The organism is Marinobacter sp., assembly GCF_033722735.1.
In the GTDB taxonomy this organism is placed as follows: domain Bacteria; phylum Pseudomonadota; class Gammaproteobacteria; order Pseudomonadales; family Oleiphilaceae; genus Marinobacter.
In genome coordinates this window covers 14,777-29,943 of sequence record NZ_JAWVYN010000021.1, presented here as the reverse complement: position 1 = coordinate 29,943, position 15,167 = coordinate 14,777, and the positions used below count along the sequence as shown (strand labels likewise).

Genomic DNA, 15,167 nt, shown 5'->3' with positions numbered 1-15,167 from the left:
ACTCTGTCATGCCGGACCAGTCGACGGGTCCTGATGGAACACACCAGCCAGCGACCCCAGAGCCGCTGGCGAGAAAACGAGCGATTATACCCTACCTGTGGCGGAAATGTCTTACCCGAACCCCCGTCAGCGCCAGGACCAGGAAATACACCGCCACCCCGACCGCCACCAGGATGGCCATCTCCAGGGCACGCTGCAGGCCGCCCATCGCCAGCCACGCGGCCACCGGCGGCTTCAGGTAGACCACGGCGACAGCCAGGGCGCCATTTGCCGCCAGCAACTGCAGGGCAAACCGCCCCCACCCGGGCTGACTTTGCCAGGCGCCCGCCTTGCGCAGCCCACGCCACAGCAGGGCGGTGTTCAGCCAGGCGGACAGGGACGTGGCCAGGGCCAGCCCAACGTGGGCCAGCGGCAGGATCAGCGCCAGGTTGAACACCATGTTCGCAACCATCGCGATGACCCCGATCTTCACCGGAGTTCGGGTGTCCTTGCGGGCGAAGAAGCCGGGCGCCAGCACCTTGATCAGCATGAACGCCAACAGCCCGGCCGAATAGGCCCGCAGGCTCCCGGCCGCCATGACCACATCCCGCTCGGTAACCTCACCGTAATGGAACAGGGTGGCAATCAAAGGCTCGGCCAGCAACGCCAGCGCCACCGCCGCCGGCAGGCCGATCAACAGCACCGAGCGCACCGCCCAGTCCAGGGTGGCCGCGAACTGCCCCGGCGAATCCGCCGCATGCTTGCGGGACAGGCTGGGCAGGATGACGGTGCCAATGGCCACCCCGAACACCCCCAGGGGCAATTCCGACAGCCGATCCGAGTAGTAAAGCCAGGACACACTGCCGGTTTGCAGCAGCGACGCCAGCACGGTATCCAGCAGCAGGTTGATCTGGCTCACCGACACCCCGAACAGGGCCGGTGCCATCAACCGCAGCACCTGGCGCACGCCTTCATGACGGTAATCCACCCGGGGCCGGGGCAACAGCCCCAGGCGCATCAGAAACGGCAACTGGAAGAACAGCTGCAGGGCACCGGCGATAAACACACCCCAGGCCAGCGCCAGCACCGGCGTCTCCATGACCGGCGACAGGAACACCGCGGCGCCGATCATCGCCAGGTTCAGCAACACCGGGGTAAACGCCGGTATGGCAAAGCGGTCGTAGCTGTTGAGAATCGCGCCGGCGAAAGCCGTCAGCGAGATCAGCAGCAGATACGGGAAGGTGATCCGCAGCATGTCGCTGGCCAGTGCAAACTTGACCGGTTCATCCAGGAAGCCAGGGGCAAACACCGCCGTCAACGCCGGCGCCCCCAGCACGGCGGCCAGGGTTACCCCCAGCAGCACCAGCCCCAGGGAACCGGAGACGGCATTGACCAACCGACGCACTTCGGTGATTGACCCCTGCTCCCGGTAGGACGACAACACCGGCACAAAGGCCTGGGCAAAGGCTCCCTCGGCAAACAGACGACGCAGGAAATTGGGAATCTTGAAGGCCACGAAGAACGCGTCGGCGCCGGCGCCCGCCCCAAAATACCGGGCGATAACCATGTCCCGAACCAACCCCAACACCCGGGACAACATGGTCATCACCCCAACCACGCCGGACGAACGCAGCAGGCCCGGTGCCCTGACGGGCGGTTTCGCGGGGTCGGTCGGTTTTACCTTGGCAGTCATTGAGATCCGTTCTCTAAGTTAGGAAAGCGCCCCTCGGGGCGGGTCAGGAAAAGCACCGGACACCCCCCACCCCCTGAACATAACGAGCCGCGAGTTTATCACAGGCGGTTTGATCCTCCCCACGAATTCAAAGACTCGCCAGCAACGGCCTTGACTTTCTCGGGCATTGTCGGCATAGTTCCGCGTCATTTATTTCAACGCGCCGGTGGTTGGGAGCTGCTCACAGGCACCCTGAGCGCGCATGCAGTTTTACAGATCGTTTCAACAACGAAAGTCAGAATTTCAGGAGTTACACGGTGGCAAATTCCCCACAAGCCCGTAAGCGCGCACGCCAGAACGAGAAAAACCGCAAGCACAACGCTGGCCTGCGGTCCATGGCGCGCACCTACCTCAAGAAAGTGAACGCCCAGATTGAAGCTGGCAGCTACGAAGGCGCGCAGGAAGCGCTGAAGCAGGCCCAGCCGATCATCGACAGCATGGTCAACAAGGGCATCTTCGCCAAGAACAAGGTGGCTCGCCACAAGAGCCGCTTGAACGCCAAGATCAAGGCCCTGAAAGCCTGATCAACGGCAAGACAAAAAAACCGGCTCGCGCCGGTTTTTTTGTGCCTGAAATCCGCACCCCCTCAGACAATCACCAGATTGTCCCGATGGATCATCTCTTCATCGGAAATGTAACCCAGCACTTCGGCGATGCGGTCGCTGGAGCGCCCAGCAATCGCCCGCGCTTCATCGGCATCGTAATTGATCAGGCCGCGCGCCACTTCCACGCCCGTCTCATCAACACAGGACACCATTTCCCCACGCCGGAACTGACCGGACACGCTGCGCACCCCCACCGGTAACAGGCTACGGCCACCGCGACACAACACCCGCACGGCTCCCTCGTCCAGGGTGAGCTGCCCCCGGGTTTTCAGGTGACTGGCCAGCCACTGCTTGCGGGCTGCGATACGCCCCTGCTCCGGCAGCAGCAGCGTGCCCAGAGCCTCGCCCCGGACCAGCCGGGAAAGGACACCGTCGATGCGACCGCCGACAATCACCGTAAAGGCACCGGACCGGGCCGCCAACCGGGCCGCCCGCACCTTGGTCTGCATGCCACCACGCCCCAGCGCTCCTGCACCGCCGGCCGCCATGGCATCCAGCTCGGGATCGCCGGCCTTGCGCTCCAACACCAGCTTGGCATCGGGATTCTTGCGCGGATCCTGGTCAAACAACCCCAGCTGATCGGTAAGAATGATCAACCCATCCGCTTCGACCAGGTTGGCCACCAGGGCACCCAGGGTATCGTTATCGCCGAAACGAATTTCGTCGGTGACCACGGTATCGTTCTCGTTAACGATCGGCACCACCGCAAAATCCAGTAACGCACGCAGGGTACTGCGAGCGTTGAGGTATCGCTTGCGGTCGGAGAGGTCGTCGTGGGTCAGCAGAATCTGGGCGGCATGACGGTCATGGCGACGAAATTGCGCCTGCCAGGTCTGCACCAGCCCCATCTGCCCCACCGCCGCGGCAGCCTGCAACTCATGCAACTGCTCCGGCCGGGCCGTCCAACCGAGGCGACTCATGCCCTCAGCCACCGAGCCGGACGACACCACCACCACCTCCACGCCATCGGCGATCAAGGCGGCAATCTGGTCGACCCACCGCCCAAGGGCATCCACGTCCAGACCCTGGCCATCGTTGGTCAGCAAGGCACTGCCAATTTTGACCACCAAACGCCGGGCCCGGGATAACTGCGAGCGCTCACTCATAAAACTGTCGCTTACTCCGGTGCATACACCACTTCGACATCATGATCATCATCGTCGAAGTCGTCGTCATCGTCGTTTTTACGCGCCGCCCGGCGAGCTTCCCGCTCCACCTCAAGCCGGGCCCGAGCCTCTTCATCCATTCGCTCACGGCGAACCCGCTCTCGCTCGGCCATCTCGGGATTCTGCGCCTCCTCCTCGGCGCGCGCCTCGATCCAACGCATTACCGCCTGACTCAACGCCTTGGTGCCCTCGCCACTGAGCGCGGAGATACGGAACACCGGCCCTTCCCAGCCCAGCTCATCGACAATGGCCTGACAGTGGGCATCGCGATCCTCCTCGGGCACCATGTCCACCTTGTTCAGCACCAGCCAACGGTCACGGCCGGCCAGGGTCTCACTGAACTTTTCCAGCTCGCCGGCGATGGCACGCACGCTGTCGGCGGGGGCGGAGCCGTCAAAGGGGGCCACATCCACCAGATGCAGCAGCAAGCGGGTGCGCACCAGGTGCTTGAGGAAACGCACCCCCAAACCAGCCCCCTCGGCCGCCCCCTCAATCAGTCCGGGGATATCGGCAACCACGAAGCTTTGATGGGCCTGGACACTGACCACCCCCAAATTGGGCACCAGGGTGGTGAAGGGATAGTCCGCCACTTTTGGCCGGGCCGCGGACACCGAGCGGATGAACGTGGACTTGCCGGCATTGGGCATCCCCAGCAACCCCACATCCGCGAGCACCTTGAGCTCCAGGCGCAGGTTACGGACCTCACCTTCCGAGCCCTTGGTGGTTTGCCGGGGCGCCCGGTTAACGGACGACTTGAAACGGGTGTTCCCCAGGCCGTGAAAGCCGCCCTGGGCGACCTTCAGACGCTCACCCTCGCGGGTGAGATCGCCGAGGACCTCGTGGGTGTCCATGTCGACCACCGTGGTTCCCACCGGCACCGGCAAGACCAGGTCTTCACCCTTGCTACCAGAACAGTTACGGCCAGCGCCCGGCTCGCCGCCCTGCGCCTTGAACTTGCGCTGGTAGCGGTAATCAATCAACGTGTTGAGGGCACTGTCGGCTTCCAGGTACACCGAGCCACCATCACCACCGTCGCCGCCGTCCGGACCGCCCTTAGGCACATACTTTTCACGGCGGAAACTCAGGCAGCCGTGACCGCCCTTGCCGGCTTCCACAATGATGGTCGCTTCGTCTACAAATTTCATCGCTCAACCCTTGCGCACTGGCGCATAAACTAAAAAGCCCCGCAGCCTCTGAGAAGCATTGCGGGGCTCCGGACAGCTCGATAACGATGTTATCAGAGCCATCCACGGTTCGACAGAACCGGAGATCGCCGCGGCTTAGGCCGCCGGAACGATGCTCACAAACTTGCGGTTCTGCGGACCCTTGGTCTCGAACTTGACCTGACCGTCTGCCTTCGCAAACAGGGTGTGGTCCTTGCCCAGGCCTACGTTAGCGCCGGCGTGGAAACGGGTGCCACGCTGACGAACGATGATACTGCCCGCAGACACAACCTGACCACCGAAGCGCTTGACCCCAAGTCGTTTCGACTCGGAATCGCGACCGTTACGGGTACTACCTGCTGCCTTTTTATGAGCCATTGTTAGCCTCCTGTTACCGGGGAACGCCTAAGGGCCTTAGCCCTTAATGCCCGTGATCTTGACTTCAGTGAACCACTGACGGTGGCCCTGACGCTTCATGTGATGCTTACGACGACGGAACTTGATGATCTGGACCTTGTCGTGACGGCCGTGACCGACCACTTCCGCGGTGACCTTGGCACCATCAACCACCGGCGCACCCACCTGAACCTTGTCGCCGTCGGCAACCAGCAGAACGCGATCAAACTCAACGCTACCACCGGTTTCCACTTCCAGCTTTTCCAGCTTCAGGGTTTCGCCTTCTTTCACGCGGTGCTGCTTACCACCGCTGACAATTACTGCGTACATGCATGTTCTCCGCTAATGACCCATCCCTGCTCTTATCCACCTGGTTCTAAGGGAAGCACTCTGGCGACCCTATAGCAGGGAGCGCAGGTTGGGATGAGTTTGGGCGCGCAATTGTACGAAAACCGCCCATGCAATACAAGAGAGCCTGCGAACATTTGCCACAGGCTCCCCAGGCCATGTTGACACCGAACGGGGCAGTACCTAGCATTGCGGCGTCCTGCCTCTTTTTTAACTGACCGGAACCGGCCGCATGACAGCGCAGCGTATCTATGACACCGTCGCGGATGACTTCACCCGCGTCAATGACCTCATCATCCGCCGACTCTCCTCCGATGTTCCGCTGGTCGAAAAAATCGCCCAGTACATCATTGAGAGTGGCGGCAAGCGGCTACGCCCGCTGCTGGTCCTGCTGTCCTCCAAGGCCCTTGGCTACGATCGCGACGACCACCTCAAGCTGGCGGCGGTGATCGAGTTCCTGCACACCGCCACCCTGCTGCACGACGACGTGGTGGACACCTCCGACCTGCGGCGCGGCCGCTCCACCGCCAACGCCAAGTGGGGCAACGCCCCCAGCGTGCTGGTGGGCGATTTCCTCTACGCCCGCGCGTTCGAGATGATGGTGGAGCTGCAAAGTCTGCCAATCATGGAGGTGCTCTCCCATGCCACGGCGGTCATCGCCGAAGGCGAGGTGCTGCAGTTGATGAACGTCAAGAATCCGGACGTCAGCGAAGCGCAGTACATGGAGGTGATCCACAACAAGACGGCGATGCTGTTCGAGGCCGCCTCCCACACCGGCGCCCTGCTCAGCAACGCCAGCGATGAACAGGAAACCGCGCTGCGGGATTACGGCAAGCACCTGGGGCTGGCGTTCCAGCTGGTGGACGACGCGCTCGACTACCGCGGCGACGCCGACGCCATGGGCAAGAACGTGGGCGACGACCTGGCCGAGGGCAAACCGACCCTGCCATTGATCCACGCCATGGCCAACGGCAACGAGGCGGAACGCACCCTGATCCGCCAGGCGATTCGCAAAGGCGGACTGGATGACCTGCCCGAGATCCTCCGCATCGTGGACCAGTCCGGCGCCCTCGAGTACACCATGACCCGCGCCCGTGAAGAGGCAGAGGCCGCCCGCCAGCGACTGGCCTCCCTGGCCCCCTCCCCCCACAAAGAGGCGCTGGAACTGCTGACCGAACTGGCGGTGGCGCGGGTTAACTGACCCGGCCACCCCGGCCGGTTACTGGCCCAGGTCCGGCCCCAGCGAGCGGCGACCGTGCAGCGCGTTGAAGTCCAGCCTTGGCCCCACCGGCACGATCTGGGTGGGGTTGATGGTGCGCTGACTGACGTAGTAGTGGCGCTTGATCTGGTCCACATCCACCGTATCGGCCACCCCCGGAACCTGGTACAGGTCCCGCAGGTAGTCGGACAGATGCGGGTAGTCCGCAATGCGCTGCTGATTGCACTTGAAATGGCTGTAGTAGACGGCGTCGAACCGAATCAGCGTGGTAAACAGCCGCCAGTCCGCTTCGGTCGGCCGGTTCGCCACCAGATAGCGCTGCTTGGCCAACCGCCGATCCAGCCAGTCCAGGGACTCGAACAACTGGTCGAAGGCCGTCTCATAGGCCTCCTGGGACGTGGCGAAACCCGCCCGGTATACCCCGTTGTTCACGGCCTGGTACACCCGCTCGTTGACCTCATCGATCTCCGCCCGCAGCGATTCGGGGTAGAAATCGAGCTCTGAACGCACCCCGGGCAGATCGTCGAAAGCCCGATTGAACATCCGAATGATTTCCGACGACTCGTTGCTGACGATGGTCTCCCGCTGCTTGTCCCAGAGAATGGGCACGGTCACCCGACCGGTATAATCCGGGGCAACCCGGGTGTAGACTTGGTGCAGGTAGCGGAATCCGTACAGGTGGTCCCGATGAAGGGCATCGCCGGGCACAAATTCCCAACCATTTTCCAGCATGTCAGGATGCACCACCGAGACCGATACATGGTCCTCCAGGCCCTTGAGCTTGCGGAAGATCAGGGTACGATGCGCCCAGGGACAGGCCATCGCGACATACAGGTGATAGCGGCCGGATTCGGCCCGGAACCCGGACTCCCCCGACTCGCCGGCACGGCCATCGGCGGTCACCCAGTTACGGAATCGGGCCGCTTCACGCTCAAACTTGCCCCCGGTCTTCCCGGTGTCGTACCAGCGGTCCTGCCATTTACCATCCACCAAAAGCCCCATAAAGTGCCTCCTGAATTCAAATTTCGTGAAATCACCCTCGACATGATAGAGACAGGGTAACCACTCCCCTGCTACGCTCTCAAACGAGCAGTTTTGGTCAAATCAATCAGAAAAACTGAACATGCATACCGAAATCACCATCGACGCCCTCAAGGTGCTGGACGCGATTGACCGCAAAGGCAGTTTCGCCGGCGCGGCGAACGAACTGTTTCGCGTGCCCTCGGCCATCAGCTACACCGTGCAGAAGCTGGAAGAGGATCTGGACGTCAGCATATTTGATCGCAGCGGTCACCGGGCCACGCTGACACCGGCCGGGCGCTACCTGCTGGAGGAGGGCCGCAGCCTGCTGGAAGCCGCCGAAGCACTCGCCCACACCACCCGCCAGGTGGCCCAGGGCTGGGAGACGCGACTGAAAATTGCCTTCAACACCCTGCTGCCGGTAGAGGCGCTGTTCCCCGCCATTGACCAGTTCACTCAACTCGGGGTGCCGGTGGAAATCCAATTAATGGAAGAGGTCTTTGCCGGCACCTGGGACGCCCTGCAGAGTCGACGGGCAGACCTGGCCATCGGCGCCGACACCTTCAGCAAGCCGGCCGGGCAGTACACCACCCGCAAGCTAGGCACGATGCCGTTCGTTTACGCGGTAGCTCCGGATCACCCGCTGACCCGGGCGCCGCAGCCACTGCGCGAGGCGGATATCGAGCAGCACCCCGCGGCGGTGGCGGCCGACAGCTCCCGCCACCTGCCCCCGGGCACGGCCGGCATCTTCCGCCGCCAGCGCACCCTGACGTTCACCAATCTGGACCAGAAGATCGCCGCCCAGGAGGCCGGCCTGGGTGTCGGCTGGCTGCCCGAGGCCCGGATCCGGCGGCAACTGGACGAGGGGCGCCTGGTCGCCCTGGAGGTGGAGGACACCCGCCAGGACGTCCATCTCCTGCTGGCACGTCGGGCCGACGATCGGGGCAAGGCACTGATGTGGTTCTGGGACCGCCTGACACAGGACGAATGCCTGGCACACTGGGTTAGCGGTTGAGACCGCCCTCCCGGGACTGGGACATGTCGGCATCAACGGCCCAAACCCGGCGGCAGAGTCAACCCGGTCGCCCCCCTCCCCCGTTTATAATGCAGCGCAACCACAACAACAGGAGCCTACGATGAAGCAGCTGTCCGAACTGGACGCATCGTTTCTTTACCTGGAGTCTGACACCGCCCCCATGCACATCGGCGGCGTGTATCTGTTCGATGCCCGGGACCGGGACCAGCCATTGGCGTTCAGCACCTTTGTCGCCTATTTGCGCAGCCGTCTTCATGTGGTGCCGCTGTTTCGGCAGAAACTCAAGGAGATCCCCCTGCGCCTTGGCCTGCCCTACTGGGTCGACGATTCGGAGTTCAGCATCGAGCGTCACCTGGCCTACGTAAACCTGGGCGAACACGGACAGCGGGCCAACCTGGACCGACTGGCCTCCCGGATCCTGGAAGAACCCCTAAAGCGGGATCGGCCCCTGTGGCACATCACCTTTGTGGATGGGTTCCGCATCGATGAGAACGACCCTGACAGCGACGGCTTTGCGCTCATCGTCAAGCTGCATCACGCCGCCATCGACGCCTTCAGCGGTGAGGAAATCATCGGCAAGCTGCTTGAGTACACTACCGAAGCCAGCCCAATCACGCCGCCACAGCCCTGGGAGCCACGTCCGGCGCCTTCGGAGGAGCGGGTGGTCCTGCAGGCGGGGGTCAACCTGATCCGCAAACCCTTCCAGTTTGCCAGCCTCGCCGCCAGCGCGGCCGAAGCCACCGCCCGTGGAGTGGTTCAAAAACAGCTGCACAAACTGCCACTGCCGTTCCCCCTGTTCTCGGCGCCCCACAGCCCATTTAACCGCCAGATCACCGCCAACCGGCGGATCGTGTCCACCACGGTCTCCCTGTCGCGCCTGAAGGCCATCAAGGCCAACCTCGGGGCGGTGACGCTGAACGACGTGGTGCTGGGGTTGTGCGCGGAAACACTGCGACGCTACATGGTGGCCTGCGACGCTGACGTCAGCCGCTCGCTGGTGGCCATGACACCGATTTCGGTACGCTCCAAGAGTCTGCGACGCGCTACCGGTAACCAGATGTCTGCCATGCTGCTGGATCTGGCCACTGACGAACCGAATCCGGCCCAGCGCATCCGCCGGATTCACTGGAACGCCGTGGCGTCGGAGCCCTATCAGGAGGCCATTGCCGCCGACCGGCTGACCGAACTGGTCCCGTCAACCATGCTGGCCCTGTCCGCCCGGCTGTACTCGGAACTGCAGATCGCCCAACGCTACCAGCCGGTGTTCAACGTGCCGATCACCAACGTGCCCGGTCCCCAGGTACCGATGTACCTGCAGGGCGCCCGGCTGGTGCACCAGTACAACACGGCTCCGCTGTTCGACAGCATGGGGCTGGTGGTGGTGGCGGTCAGTTACCAGGGCTCGCTGACGCTCAACTTCACCCTGTGCCCGGACGTGGTGCCCGAGGGGGATTCACTTGCGCCCCTGGTTCAGGAGAGCCTCTGCAGCATCGAGCAGGCGGCGGTCGAGTTGCCACCGGAAAGTGGTGAGCAGACCCAGCCCCCGGACTCCCCTTCCTCATTGATGGACGACACGCTCACGCTGCTGGAGGGGGTGTTGCAGAAAACCGTGCAACGTTTCAAGGGCTGAGAACCAGCCCTGAAACGCTTCCGGCAGGAATGGGCTCAGTCGAATGCCCAGCGCAGGAACTCGCGCTTTTCTTCGGCGCTGGCCCGCTCCCACAACACTTTCAGGCCATCCAACGGGTTAAGCTGGCCACCCGGCGCAGTCGGCACCGGTGCTGTCGCCGGGGACGGGTTCCCGGCCGTGCTGGAGCCCGTGGAGGCCTTGGCAGTCGCTGGCGCCGGTTCGTAGCGACGAGTATTGCCCACGACATTGCCGGCGGCATTCACCACCTGCACCCGCAGGTTCTCCACCATGGCCTCTGCCTCCGACTGATTGCGGGGTTCCGGCAGGCTGAACCGGTAGGTCTGCCCGGCCACGGCGTCGAAGGTCACCTGGTGCGGATCGGACTCCACCACATTCACCTTGGATTCGTCATTCTCCACTGCCCGGCCCTTGGCCCAAATGGTCTTGTAACGGAATACCACGGTATTGCTGCCGGGCAGCAGCTCGTAGTTCAGCGCCAGGTCGTCCATCAGGTAGGTTTTCACCTCGCGACCGTTCACCGCCGTCACCTGGATTTGTCCGGGCGCCTCCAGCACCGCCACCTGGGCGCCGTCCAGGGCATCCCCCTCCCAGGTCTGGATATTGGTCAGCGTGCTGCTGCAACCGGCAAACAGAATCAGCGCCGAAAGGGAGAGTGCTGCTCGTAGTCGCCGGCTAAGTATCCGGACACCTGAAAGTTCACTTGATCGATGCATGTGGAAGCCTCTGTAACGTGATGATTTCCGGTTCAACCGGCAGATCCTGAGGAGGCATTCTGACGAGTGCGGTAGAGGAGTGCAAGGCAGGTGATGTCAGCTTTTTAACGCCATCGCCCCATCGAAATGACAGCACTCCGTCGCCACCGCCGCAATTTGTAAAAAAGTATTGAATTGGGGCCAAATTGGTTTAATTTTAAACAAACTGGTAGATGCATTGGCGCAGCCCGTACGGCAAAAAAACGACCGGGCGTTAGGAGGTCTCATGGAGATTCAACACCGAGCCGGTGAAGCGGGGCCTGTTCCATTTCGCAGCAGCCGTTTTTTCTGCGTTGGGAGCAAATGGTATTTCACCACTCGCGAAGGCTTTGACAGCGGCCCGTTCGCGTCACGCCAGCGGGCGGAGATCGGGCTGAAACGGTTCCTGAACGTGGTACGGCTGATGCCGGAAGAGCCGCAGGTTCACTGACTCACTCCGGGATGGCTCCCGGGTCAGGGGATCCCCCAAACACTCCCCTAAAGCAGTCCCGGAAGCCCCCAACCCTGGGCCAGGTAGAGACAGCCCAGCGCCATCGCCCCCGCCAGAACGTCATCAAACATGATTCCCAGCCCACCGGGCATCCGCCGGTCGAACCAGCTGATGGGCCAGGGCTTCAGCACGTCGAAGAACCGGAACAGAATAAATGCCAGCAGCACTCCGCCGATCGACCCCGGAATGAGCCCCAGGGCAATCCACATGCCGACGAACTCGTCCCAGACGATGCCGCCGTGATCGTGCACCTTGAGATCCTCCGCGGTCCGGCCACAGAGCCAGATGCCAATCAGGAAGCCGGCGATCACCACCATCCAGTAAGCCAGGGGCGGCAACCAGAAGAACAGCCCCCACAGCGGAATGGCCGCCAGACTGCCCCAGGTTCCCGGAGCCCGCCGGACGGCGCCGCTGCCCAAGCCGAAGGCCAGCAAATGGACGGGATCACGCAAAAAACCGGGGGGAAGCACGGCCTTGGCCGGATCTGCCTGGGAATGGGGGGGCAACTCACTCATGACGGGTCTCCAAAATGATCGTAACCGGCGCCAGCCGCCAGCTCGGCACCCGCGTTTTGCAGTCGCAGGCCGGCCTGCGCGGAAATTTCGCCAATCACGGTCAGCCGTTCCCGGAGCGTCTCCGGCAGGGCCGGCCAGACGGCCTGGGGGATTGTCGCGCAGAGCTCGTAATCATCCCCGGACCTGAGCGCCAGGGCACCGGCCCTGCTCCCGGCATGGCGGCGCAAGGCGTCGGACAGTGGCAGCCGGCTGACATCCACATCGGCCCCCACTCCGGAGGCCGCCAGGATATGCCCCAGATCCGCCAGCAGGCCATCCGACAGATCGATGGCGGCGCTGGCCCGGCCCCGGAGTTGCTGCCCCAACGCGAGCCTGGGCTCGGGACGGTGATAACGCTGCAGCAGATACCGGGCGTCGGCAGTTGAAGGGTCGCGCTCCAACAGTGCCAGGGCGGCTCCGGCATCGCCCAGGGTACCGGAGACACAGACCAGGTCCCCTGGCGTGGCTCCCGAGCGCAACAGCGCCTGCCCTTGGGGCACCGTGCCATGCACCTGGAAGGTGACCGAGAGCGGACCGCGGGTGGTATCGCCGCCGGCCAGCGCCAGCCCGAAGGCCTTTGCCGCCTCCCCCAACCCACCGGCAAAGGCCTGCAGCCAATCGTCACCGGCTTCCGGCAGGGTCAGTGCCAGGGTGAAGCAGACCGGGTCCGCTCCCATGGCGGCCAGGTCGCTGGCCGCGGCTGCCAGGCTGCGCCAGGCCAACCGGGCGGGGTCGTACTGAACCGGAAAGTGCACGCCCTCCACCATGGTATCGATGGAGAACACCAGTTCCGTGCCGGTGGGCAGCCGCTCGATGGCACAGTCATCCCCCGGCCCCAACGAAACTGCCGCCGACCGGGTGTCCCCGGCCAGCGGCAGAAAGTAGCGACGGATCAGTTCAAATTCGCCCATTGCTCACCGGGGGCGGGTTTCCGCCAGCCGTAACCGGCCGCTGAGCTTGTCGAGGATGCCGTTGACGAACTTGTGGCCATCGGTCCCGCCAAAGCGCTTGGCCATCTCGATGCCCTCGTTGATCACCACCTTGTAAGGCACGTCTATCCGGTGTTTCAGCTCGTAGGCCCCGAGCCGGACGATCGCCAGCTCAATGGCATCCACTTCTTCCACCGGCCGATCGAGGAAGGGCTCCAGCAGCTTGTCCAGCTCGGCCTGCTCGCGATGGACCCCGCGCAACAGGTCGCGGAAATAGGCGGTGTCCACCTTGCTCATGTCGTTGTCGACCATGAACTCGGCCTCGATGTCGGCGATCGGGCTCTTGCTGAAATGGCGGTGATAGAGCGCCTGCAATGCCAGCGCCCGCGCCCGGCGCCGGTCGCCCGCCTTGGGCTTTCCCGGGGCAGCCGGATTGTGCTCGTCGATGCCAGTCATCACTCACCCAGTTTCTTGAACAGGCTGACCATTTCCAGCGCCGTGATGGCGGCCTCGGCGCCCTTGTTGCCCGCCTTGGTGCCGGAACGCTCGATGGCCTGTTCGATGGAGTCCACGGTCAAGACACCGAAGGTTACCGGCACGTCGGTATCCAGGCTCACAGCACCCAGTCCGCTGGAGGCTTCCCCCGCCACATAGTCAAAATGCGGGGTGCCGCCACGAATGACGGCGCCCAGGGCAATGATGGCGTCATACTGGCCGGTTTCCGCGACCCGCTTGACCGCCAGCGGCATTTCGTAGGCGCCAGGCACGCGCACAATGGTGATATCCCCTTCCGGGATACCGTGACGACGCAGGGTGTCCACTGCGCCGTCCACCAGGCTCTCCACCACAAAGCCGTTGAAGCGACCAACCACCAGCGCATAGCGGCCGGAACACTCAGTAAAATCACCTTCCAGAGTCTTGATTTCTGCCATCTTGGGCTCCTGTCTTGGCCTGCCAGCTTGGCCCGGCCGGATTCATTCAGTTCGGGGTATAGGGTACGTATTCCACCACTTCCAGGTCGAAGCCGGAAATGGCCGAGAATTTGATCGGGGCACTGAGCAGGCGCATCTTTCCGACACCAATATCCCTCAGAATCTGGGACCCGGTGCCAACCGTGAAGTAAACGCCGGAGCTGCCCCGGGAGGCCGAAGAGGCACCCTCATCGAAATAATCGTGGATGCGGTCTTCCAGGTTATGGCTGTCCGCGGCGCTGTTCAGCAGCACCACCACACCGTTGCCGGATTCCGCCACGGCCTTGAGCGCATGATGGAGTGGCCAGCTGCGGGAACCTTCCCGGCGAGCACCGAGCAGGTCCCGCAAGGTGTCGGTGATGTGCACGCGCACCAGGGCCGGCTCGTCGGCCTGGATGTCGCCCTTCACCATCGCCAGATGGGTCGCGCCCTGAATGCTATCGTGGTAGGTGCGCAGGTTGAATACGCCAAACTCCGTATCCAGGTCATACTGCTCGACGCACTCGATGGTGCGCTCGTTCAGGGTACGGTAGTGAATGAGGTCGGCAATGGTGCCGATCTTCAGGTCATGGGTTTCGGCAAACGCTTCCAGGTCTTCCCGCCGGGCCATGGAACCATCGTCGTTCATGATCTCACAGATAACCCCGGCCGGTTCACAGCCTGCCAGCGCGGCCAGGTCGCAGGAGGCCTCGGTATGGCCGGCGCGGCTCAGCACACCACCGGGATCCGACATCAACGGAAAAATATGGCCGGGCTGCACCAGGTCGGCCGGCTTGGCGTCGCGCGCCACCGCCGCCTGCACGGTACGGGCCCGGTCGGCGGCGGAGATGCCGGTGGTGACCCCTTCTGCGGCCTCGATGGACAGGGTGAACTTGGTACCGAAGCCGGACGCATTCTTTTGCACCATCAGCGGCAAGCCCAGCTGCTCGCAACGCTGGCGGGTCATCGGCATGCAGATAAGCCCCCGACCAAAGCGGGCCATGAAGTTGATGGCCGCGGCATCGCAGTGCTCCGCCGCCATCACCAGGTCGCCTTCGTTCTCCCGGTCCTCATCATCCATGAGGATGACCATCTTGCCCTGACGGATGTCGTCGATGATTTCTTCAATGCTGTTCAGTGCCATACGGTTTTGCACCCTTGCAACCCGTCCGTTACG

General features: G+C 63.2%; 17 protein-coding genes. 5 read left to right on the top strand and 12 right to left on the bottom strand.

Annotated features, from left to right (window positions below; translation table 11 throughout):
• Window positions 1–91: 91 nt before the first annotated feature.
• Complete coding sequence (gene murJ, locus R3175_RS14500; RefSeq protein ID WP_318945038.1) at window positions 92–1,672, bottom strand: murein biosynthesis integral membrane protein MurJ; 1,581 nt, start codon at window positions 1,670–1,672, stop codon at window positions 92–94.
• Window positions 1,673–1,968: 296 nt separating this feature from the next.
• On the opposite strand from murJ, the gene rpsT reads away from it, so the two are divergent.
• Window positions 1,969–2,235, top strand: a complete 267-nt coding sequence (gene rpsT, locus R3175_RS14495) for a 30S ribosomal protein S20 (protein WP_318945037.1) — start codon at window positions 1,969–1,971, stop codon at window positions 2,233–2,235.
• Window positions 2,236–2,297: 62 nt separating this feature from the next.
• On the opposite strand, the gene proB is transcribed toward rpsT, so the two are convergent.
• From proB to rplU, 4 genes are all read right to left on the bottom strand, one after another.
• On the bottom strand, window positions 2,298–3,422 hold the full coding sequence (proB, locus tag R3175_RS14490; protein WP_318945036.1) for a glutamate 5-kinase: 1,125 nt from the start codon (window positions 3,420–3,422) through the stop codon (window positions 2,298–2,300).
• A gap of 11 nt (window positions 3,423–3,433) precedes the next feature.
• Complete coding sequence (gene cgtA / locus R3175_RS14485; RefSeq protein ID WP_318945035.1) at window positions 3,434–4,627, bottom strand: Obg family GTPase CgtA; 1,194 nt, start codon at window positions 4,625–4,627, stop codon at window positions 3,434–3,436.
• A gap of 135 nt (window positions 4,628–4,762) precedes the next feature.
• A complete protein-coding gene (gene rpmA / locus R3175_RS14480; RefSeq protein WP_318945034.1) occupies window positions 4,763–5,023 on the bottom strand; it encodes a 50S ribosomal protein L27 in 261 nt (86 codons plus the stop codon).
• Window positions 5,024–5,059: 36 nt separating this feature from the next.
• Window positions 5,060–5,371, bottom strand: coding sequence for a 50S ribosomal protein L21 (gene rplU / locus R3175_RS14475; protein WP_318945033.1), 312 nt, complete (start codon window positions 5,369–5,371; stop codon window positions 5,060–5,062).
• A gap of 250 nt (window positions 5,372–5,621) precedes the next feature.
• Between rplU and ispB the strand changes: the two genes are divergently transcribed.
• Window positions 5,622–6,590 carry an octaprenyl diphosphate synthase gene (ispB, locus tag R3175_RS14470; RefSeq protein ID WP_318945032.1) on the top strand — a complete coding sequence of 323 codons (969 nt, stop codon included), beginning with the start codon at window positions 5,622–5,624 and terminating at the stop codon, window positions 6,588–6,590.
• An 18-nt stretch (window positions 6,591–6,608) separates the two neighbouring features.
• On the opposite strand, the gene R3175_RS14465 is transcribed toward ispB, so the two are convergent.
• Complete coding sequence (locus R3175_RS14465) at window positions 6,609–7,610, bottom strand: glutathione S-transferase family protein (protein ID WP_318945031.1); 1,002 nt, start codon at window positions 7,608–7,610, stop codon at window positions 6,609–6,611.
• 121 nt (window positions 7,611–7,731) lie between these two features.
• On the opposite strand from R3175_RS14465, the gene R3175_RS14460 reads away from it, so the two are divergent.
• Both R3175_RS14460 and R3175_RS14455 read left to right on the top strand, forming a co-directional pair.
• Entirely contained in the window at window positions 7,732–8,643 is a 912-nt protein-coding gene (locus tag R3175_RS14460) for a LysR family transcriptional regulator (RefSeq protein WP_318945030.1), read from the top strand.
• A 121-nt stretch (window positions 8,644–8,764) separates the two neighbouring features.
• Window positions 8,765–10,294, top strand: a complete 1,530-nt coding sequence (locus R3175_RS14455; RefSeq protein ID WP_318945029.1) for a wax ester/triacylglycerol synthase family O-acyltransferase — start codon at window positions 8,765–8,767, stop codon at window positions 10,292–10,294.
• A gap of 35 nt (window positions 10,295–10,329) precedes the next feature.
• Here the strand turns inward: R3175_RS14455 and R3175_RS14450 are convergent, their stop codons facing one another.
• Complete coding sequence (locus R3175_RS14450; RefSeq protein WP_318945028.1) at window positions 10,330–11,028, bottom strand: DUF2057 domain-containing protein; 699 nt, start codon at window positions 11,026–11,028, stop codon at window positions 10,330–10,332.
• 265 nt (window positions 11,029–11,293) lie between these two features.
• Between R3175_RS14450 and R3175_RS14445 the strand changes: the two genes are divergently transcribed.
• Window positions 11,294–11,497: a DUF6316 family protein gene (locus R3175_RS14445; protein WP_318945027.1), complete on the top strand. Its 204-nt coding sequence runs from the start codon at window positions 11,294–11,296 to the stop codon at window positions 11,495–11,497.
• Between the two features lie 47 nt (window positions 11,498–11,544).
• Here R3175_RS14445 and R3175_RS14440 read toward each other — a convergent pair whose 3' ends face one another.
• Genes R3175_RS14440 through ribBA form a run of 5 tightly spaced genes read right to left on the bottom strand, consistent with a single transcriptional unit; the run spans window position 11,545 to window position 15,134 of the window.
• Complete coding sequence (locus tag R3175_RS14440; protein ID WP_318945026.1) at window positions 11,545–12,072, bottom strand: phosphatidylglycerophosphatase A; 528 nt, start codon at window positions 12,070–12,072, stop codon at window positions 11,545–11,547.
• The gene (thiL, locus tag R3175_RS14435) at window positions 12,069–13,022 is read right to left on the bottom strand and encodes a thiamine-phosphate kinase (RefSeq protein WP_318945025.1); all 954 of its coding nucleotides are present in this window, start codon (window positions 13,020–13,022) and stop codon (window positions 12,069–12,071) included. Before thiL ends, R3175_RS14440 begins: the two co-directional genes overlap by 4 nt.
• A gap of 3 nt (window positions 13,023–13,025) precedes the next feature.
• Window positions 13,026–13,496 (bottom strand): transcription antitermination factor NusB, encoded by a 471-nt coding sequence (gene nusB / locus R3175_RS14430; RefSeq protein ID WP_318945024.1) that lies wholly within the window; start codon window positions 13,494–13,496, stop codon window positions 13,026–13,028.
• Entirely contained in the window at window positions 13,496–13,972 is a 477-nt protein-coding gene (ribE, locus tag R3175_RS14425) for a 6,7-dimethyl-8-ribityllumazine synthase (RefSeq protein ID WP_318945023.1), read from the bottom strand. The genes nusB and ribE overlap by 1 nt, the downstream gene beginning before the upstream one ends.
• 46 nt (window positions 13,973–14,018) lie before the next feature.
• On the bottom strand, window positions 14,019–15,134 hold the full coding sequence (gene ribBA, locus R3175_RS14420) for a bifunctional 3,4-dihydroxy-2-butanone-4-phosphate synthase/GTP cyclohydrolase II (RefSeq protein WP_318945022.1): 1,116 nt from the start codon (window positions 15,132–15,134) through the stop codon (window positions 14,019–14,021).
• Window positions 15,135–15,167 lie beyond the last annotated feature (33 nt).

What these genes read in the sequence shown, in the direction of transcription:
- R3175_RS14455 (WP_318945029.1), top strand. Translation starts at nt 8,765, where the DNA reads ATGAAGCAGCTGTCCGAACTGGACGCATCGTTTCTTTACCTGGAGTCT.
- proB (WP_318945036.1), bottom strand. Translation starts at nt 3,422, where the DNA reads ATGAGTGAGCGCTCGCAGTTATCCCGGGCCCGGCGTTTGGTGGTCAAA.
- R3175_RS14465 (WP_318945031.1), bottom strand. Translation starts at nt 7,610, where the DNA reads ATGGGGCTTTTGGTGGATGGTAAATGGCAGGACCGCTGGTACGACACC.
- thiL (WP_318945025.1), bottom strand. Translation starts at nt 13,022, where the DNA reads ATGGGCGAATTTGAACTGATCCGTCGCTACTTTCTGCCGCTGGCCGGG.
- nusB (WP_318945024.1), bottom strand. Translation starts at nt 13,496, where the DNA reads ATGACTGGCATCGACGAGCACAATCCGGCTGCCCCGGGAAAGCCCAAG.
- rplU (WP_318945033.1), bottom strand. Translation starts at nt 5,371, where the DNA reads ATGTACGCAGTAATTGTCAGCGGTGGTAAGCAGCACCGCGTGAAAGAA.
- R3175_RS14450 (WP_318945028.1), bottom strand. Translation starts at nt 11,028, where the DNA reads ATGCATCGATCAAGTGAACTTTCAGGTGTCCGGATACTTAGCCGGCGA.
- R3175_RS14445 (WP_318945027.1), top strand. Translation starts at nt 11,294, where the DNA reads ATGGAGATTCAACACCGAGCCGGTGAAGCGGGGCCTGTTCCATTTCGC.
- R3175_RS14460 (WP_318945030.1), top strand. Translation starts at nt 7,732, where the DNA reads ATGCATACCGAAATCACCATCGACGCCCTCAAGGTGCTGGACGCGATT.
- ribBA (WP_318945022.1), bottom strand. Translation starts at nt 15,134, where the DNA reads ATGGCACTGAACAGCATTGAAGAAATCATCGACGACATCCGTCAGGGC.
- rpmA (WP_318945034.1), bottom strand. Translation starts at nt 5,023, where the DNA reads ATGGCTCATAAAAAGGCAGCAGGTAGTACCCGTAACGGTCGCGATTCC.
- R3175_RS14440 (WP_318945026.1), bottom strand. Translation starts at nt 12,072, where the DNA reads ATGAGTGAGTTGCCCCCCCATTCCCAGGCAGATCCGGCCAAGGCCGTG.
- ribE (WP_318945023.1), bottom strand. Translation starts at nt 13,972, where the DNA reads ATGGCAGAAATCAAGACTCTGGAAGGTGATTTTACTGAGTGTTCCGGC.
- cgtA (WP_318945035.1), bottom strand. Translation starts at nt 4,627, where the DNA reads ATGAAATTTGTAGACGAAGCGACCATCATTGTGGAAGCCGGCAAGGGC.
- ispB (WP_318945032.1), top strand. Translation starts at nt 5,622, where the DNA reads ATGACAGCGCAGCGTATCTATGACACCGTCGCGGATGACTTCACCCGC.
- murJ (WP_318945038.1), bottom strand. Translation starts at nt 1,672, where the DNA reads ATGACTGCCAAGGTAAAACCGACCGACCCCGCGAAACCGCCCGTCAGG.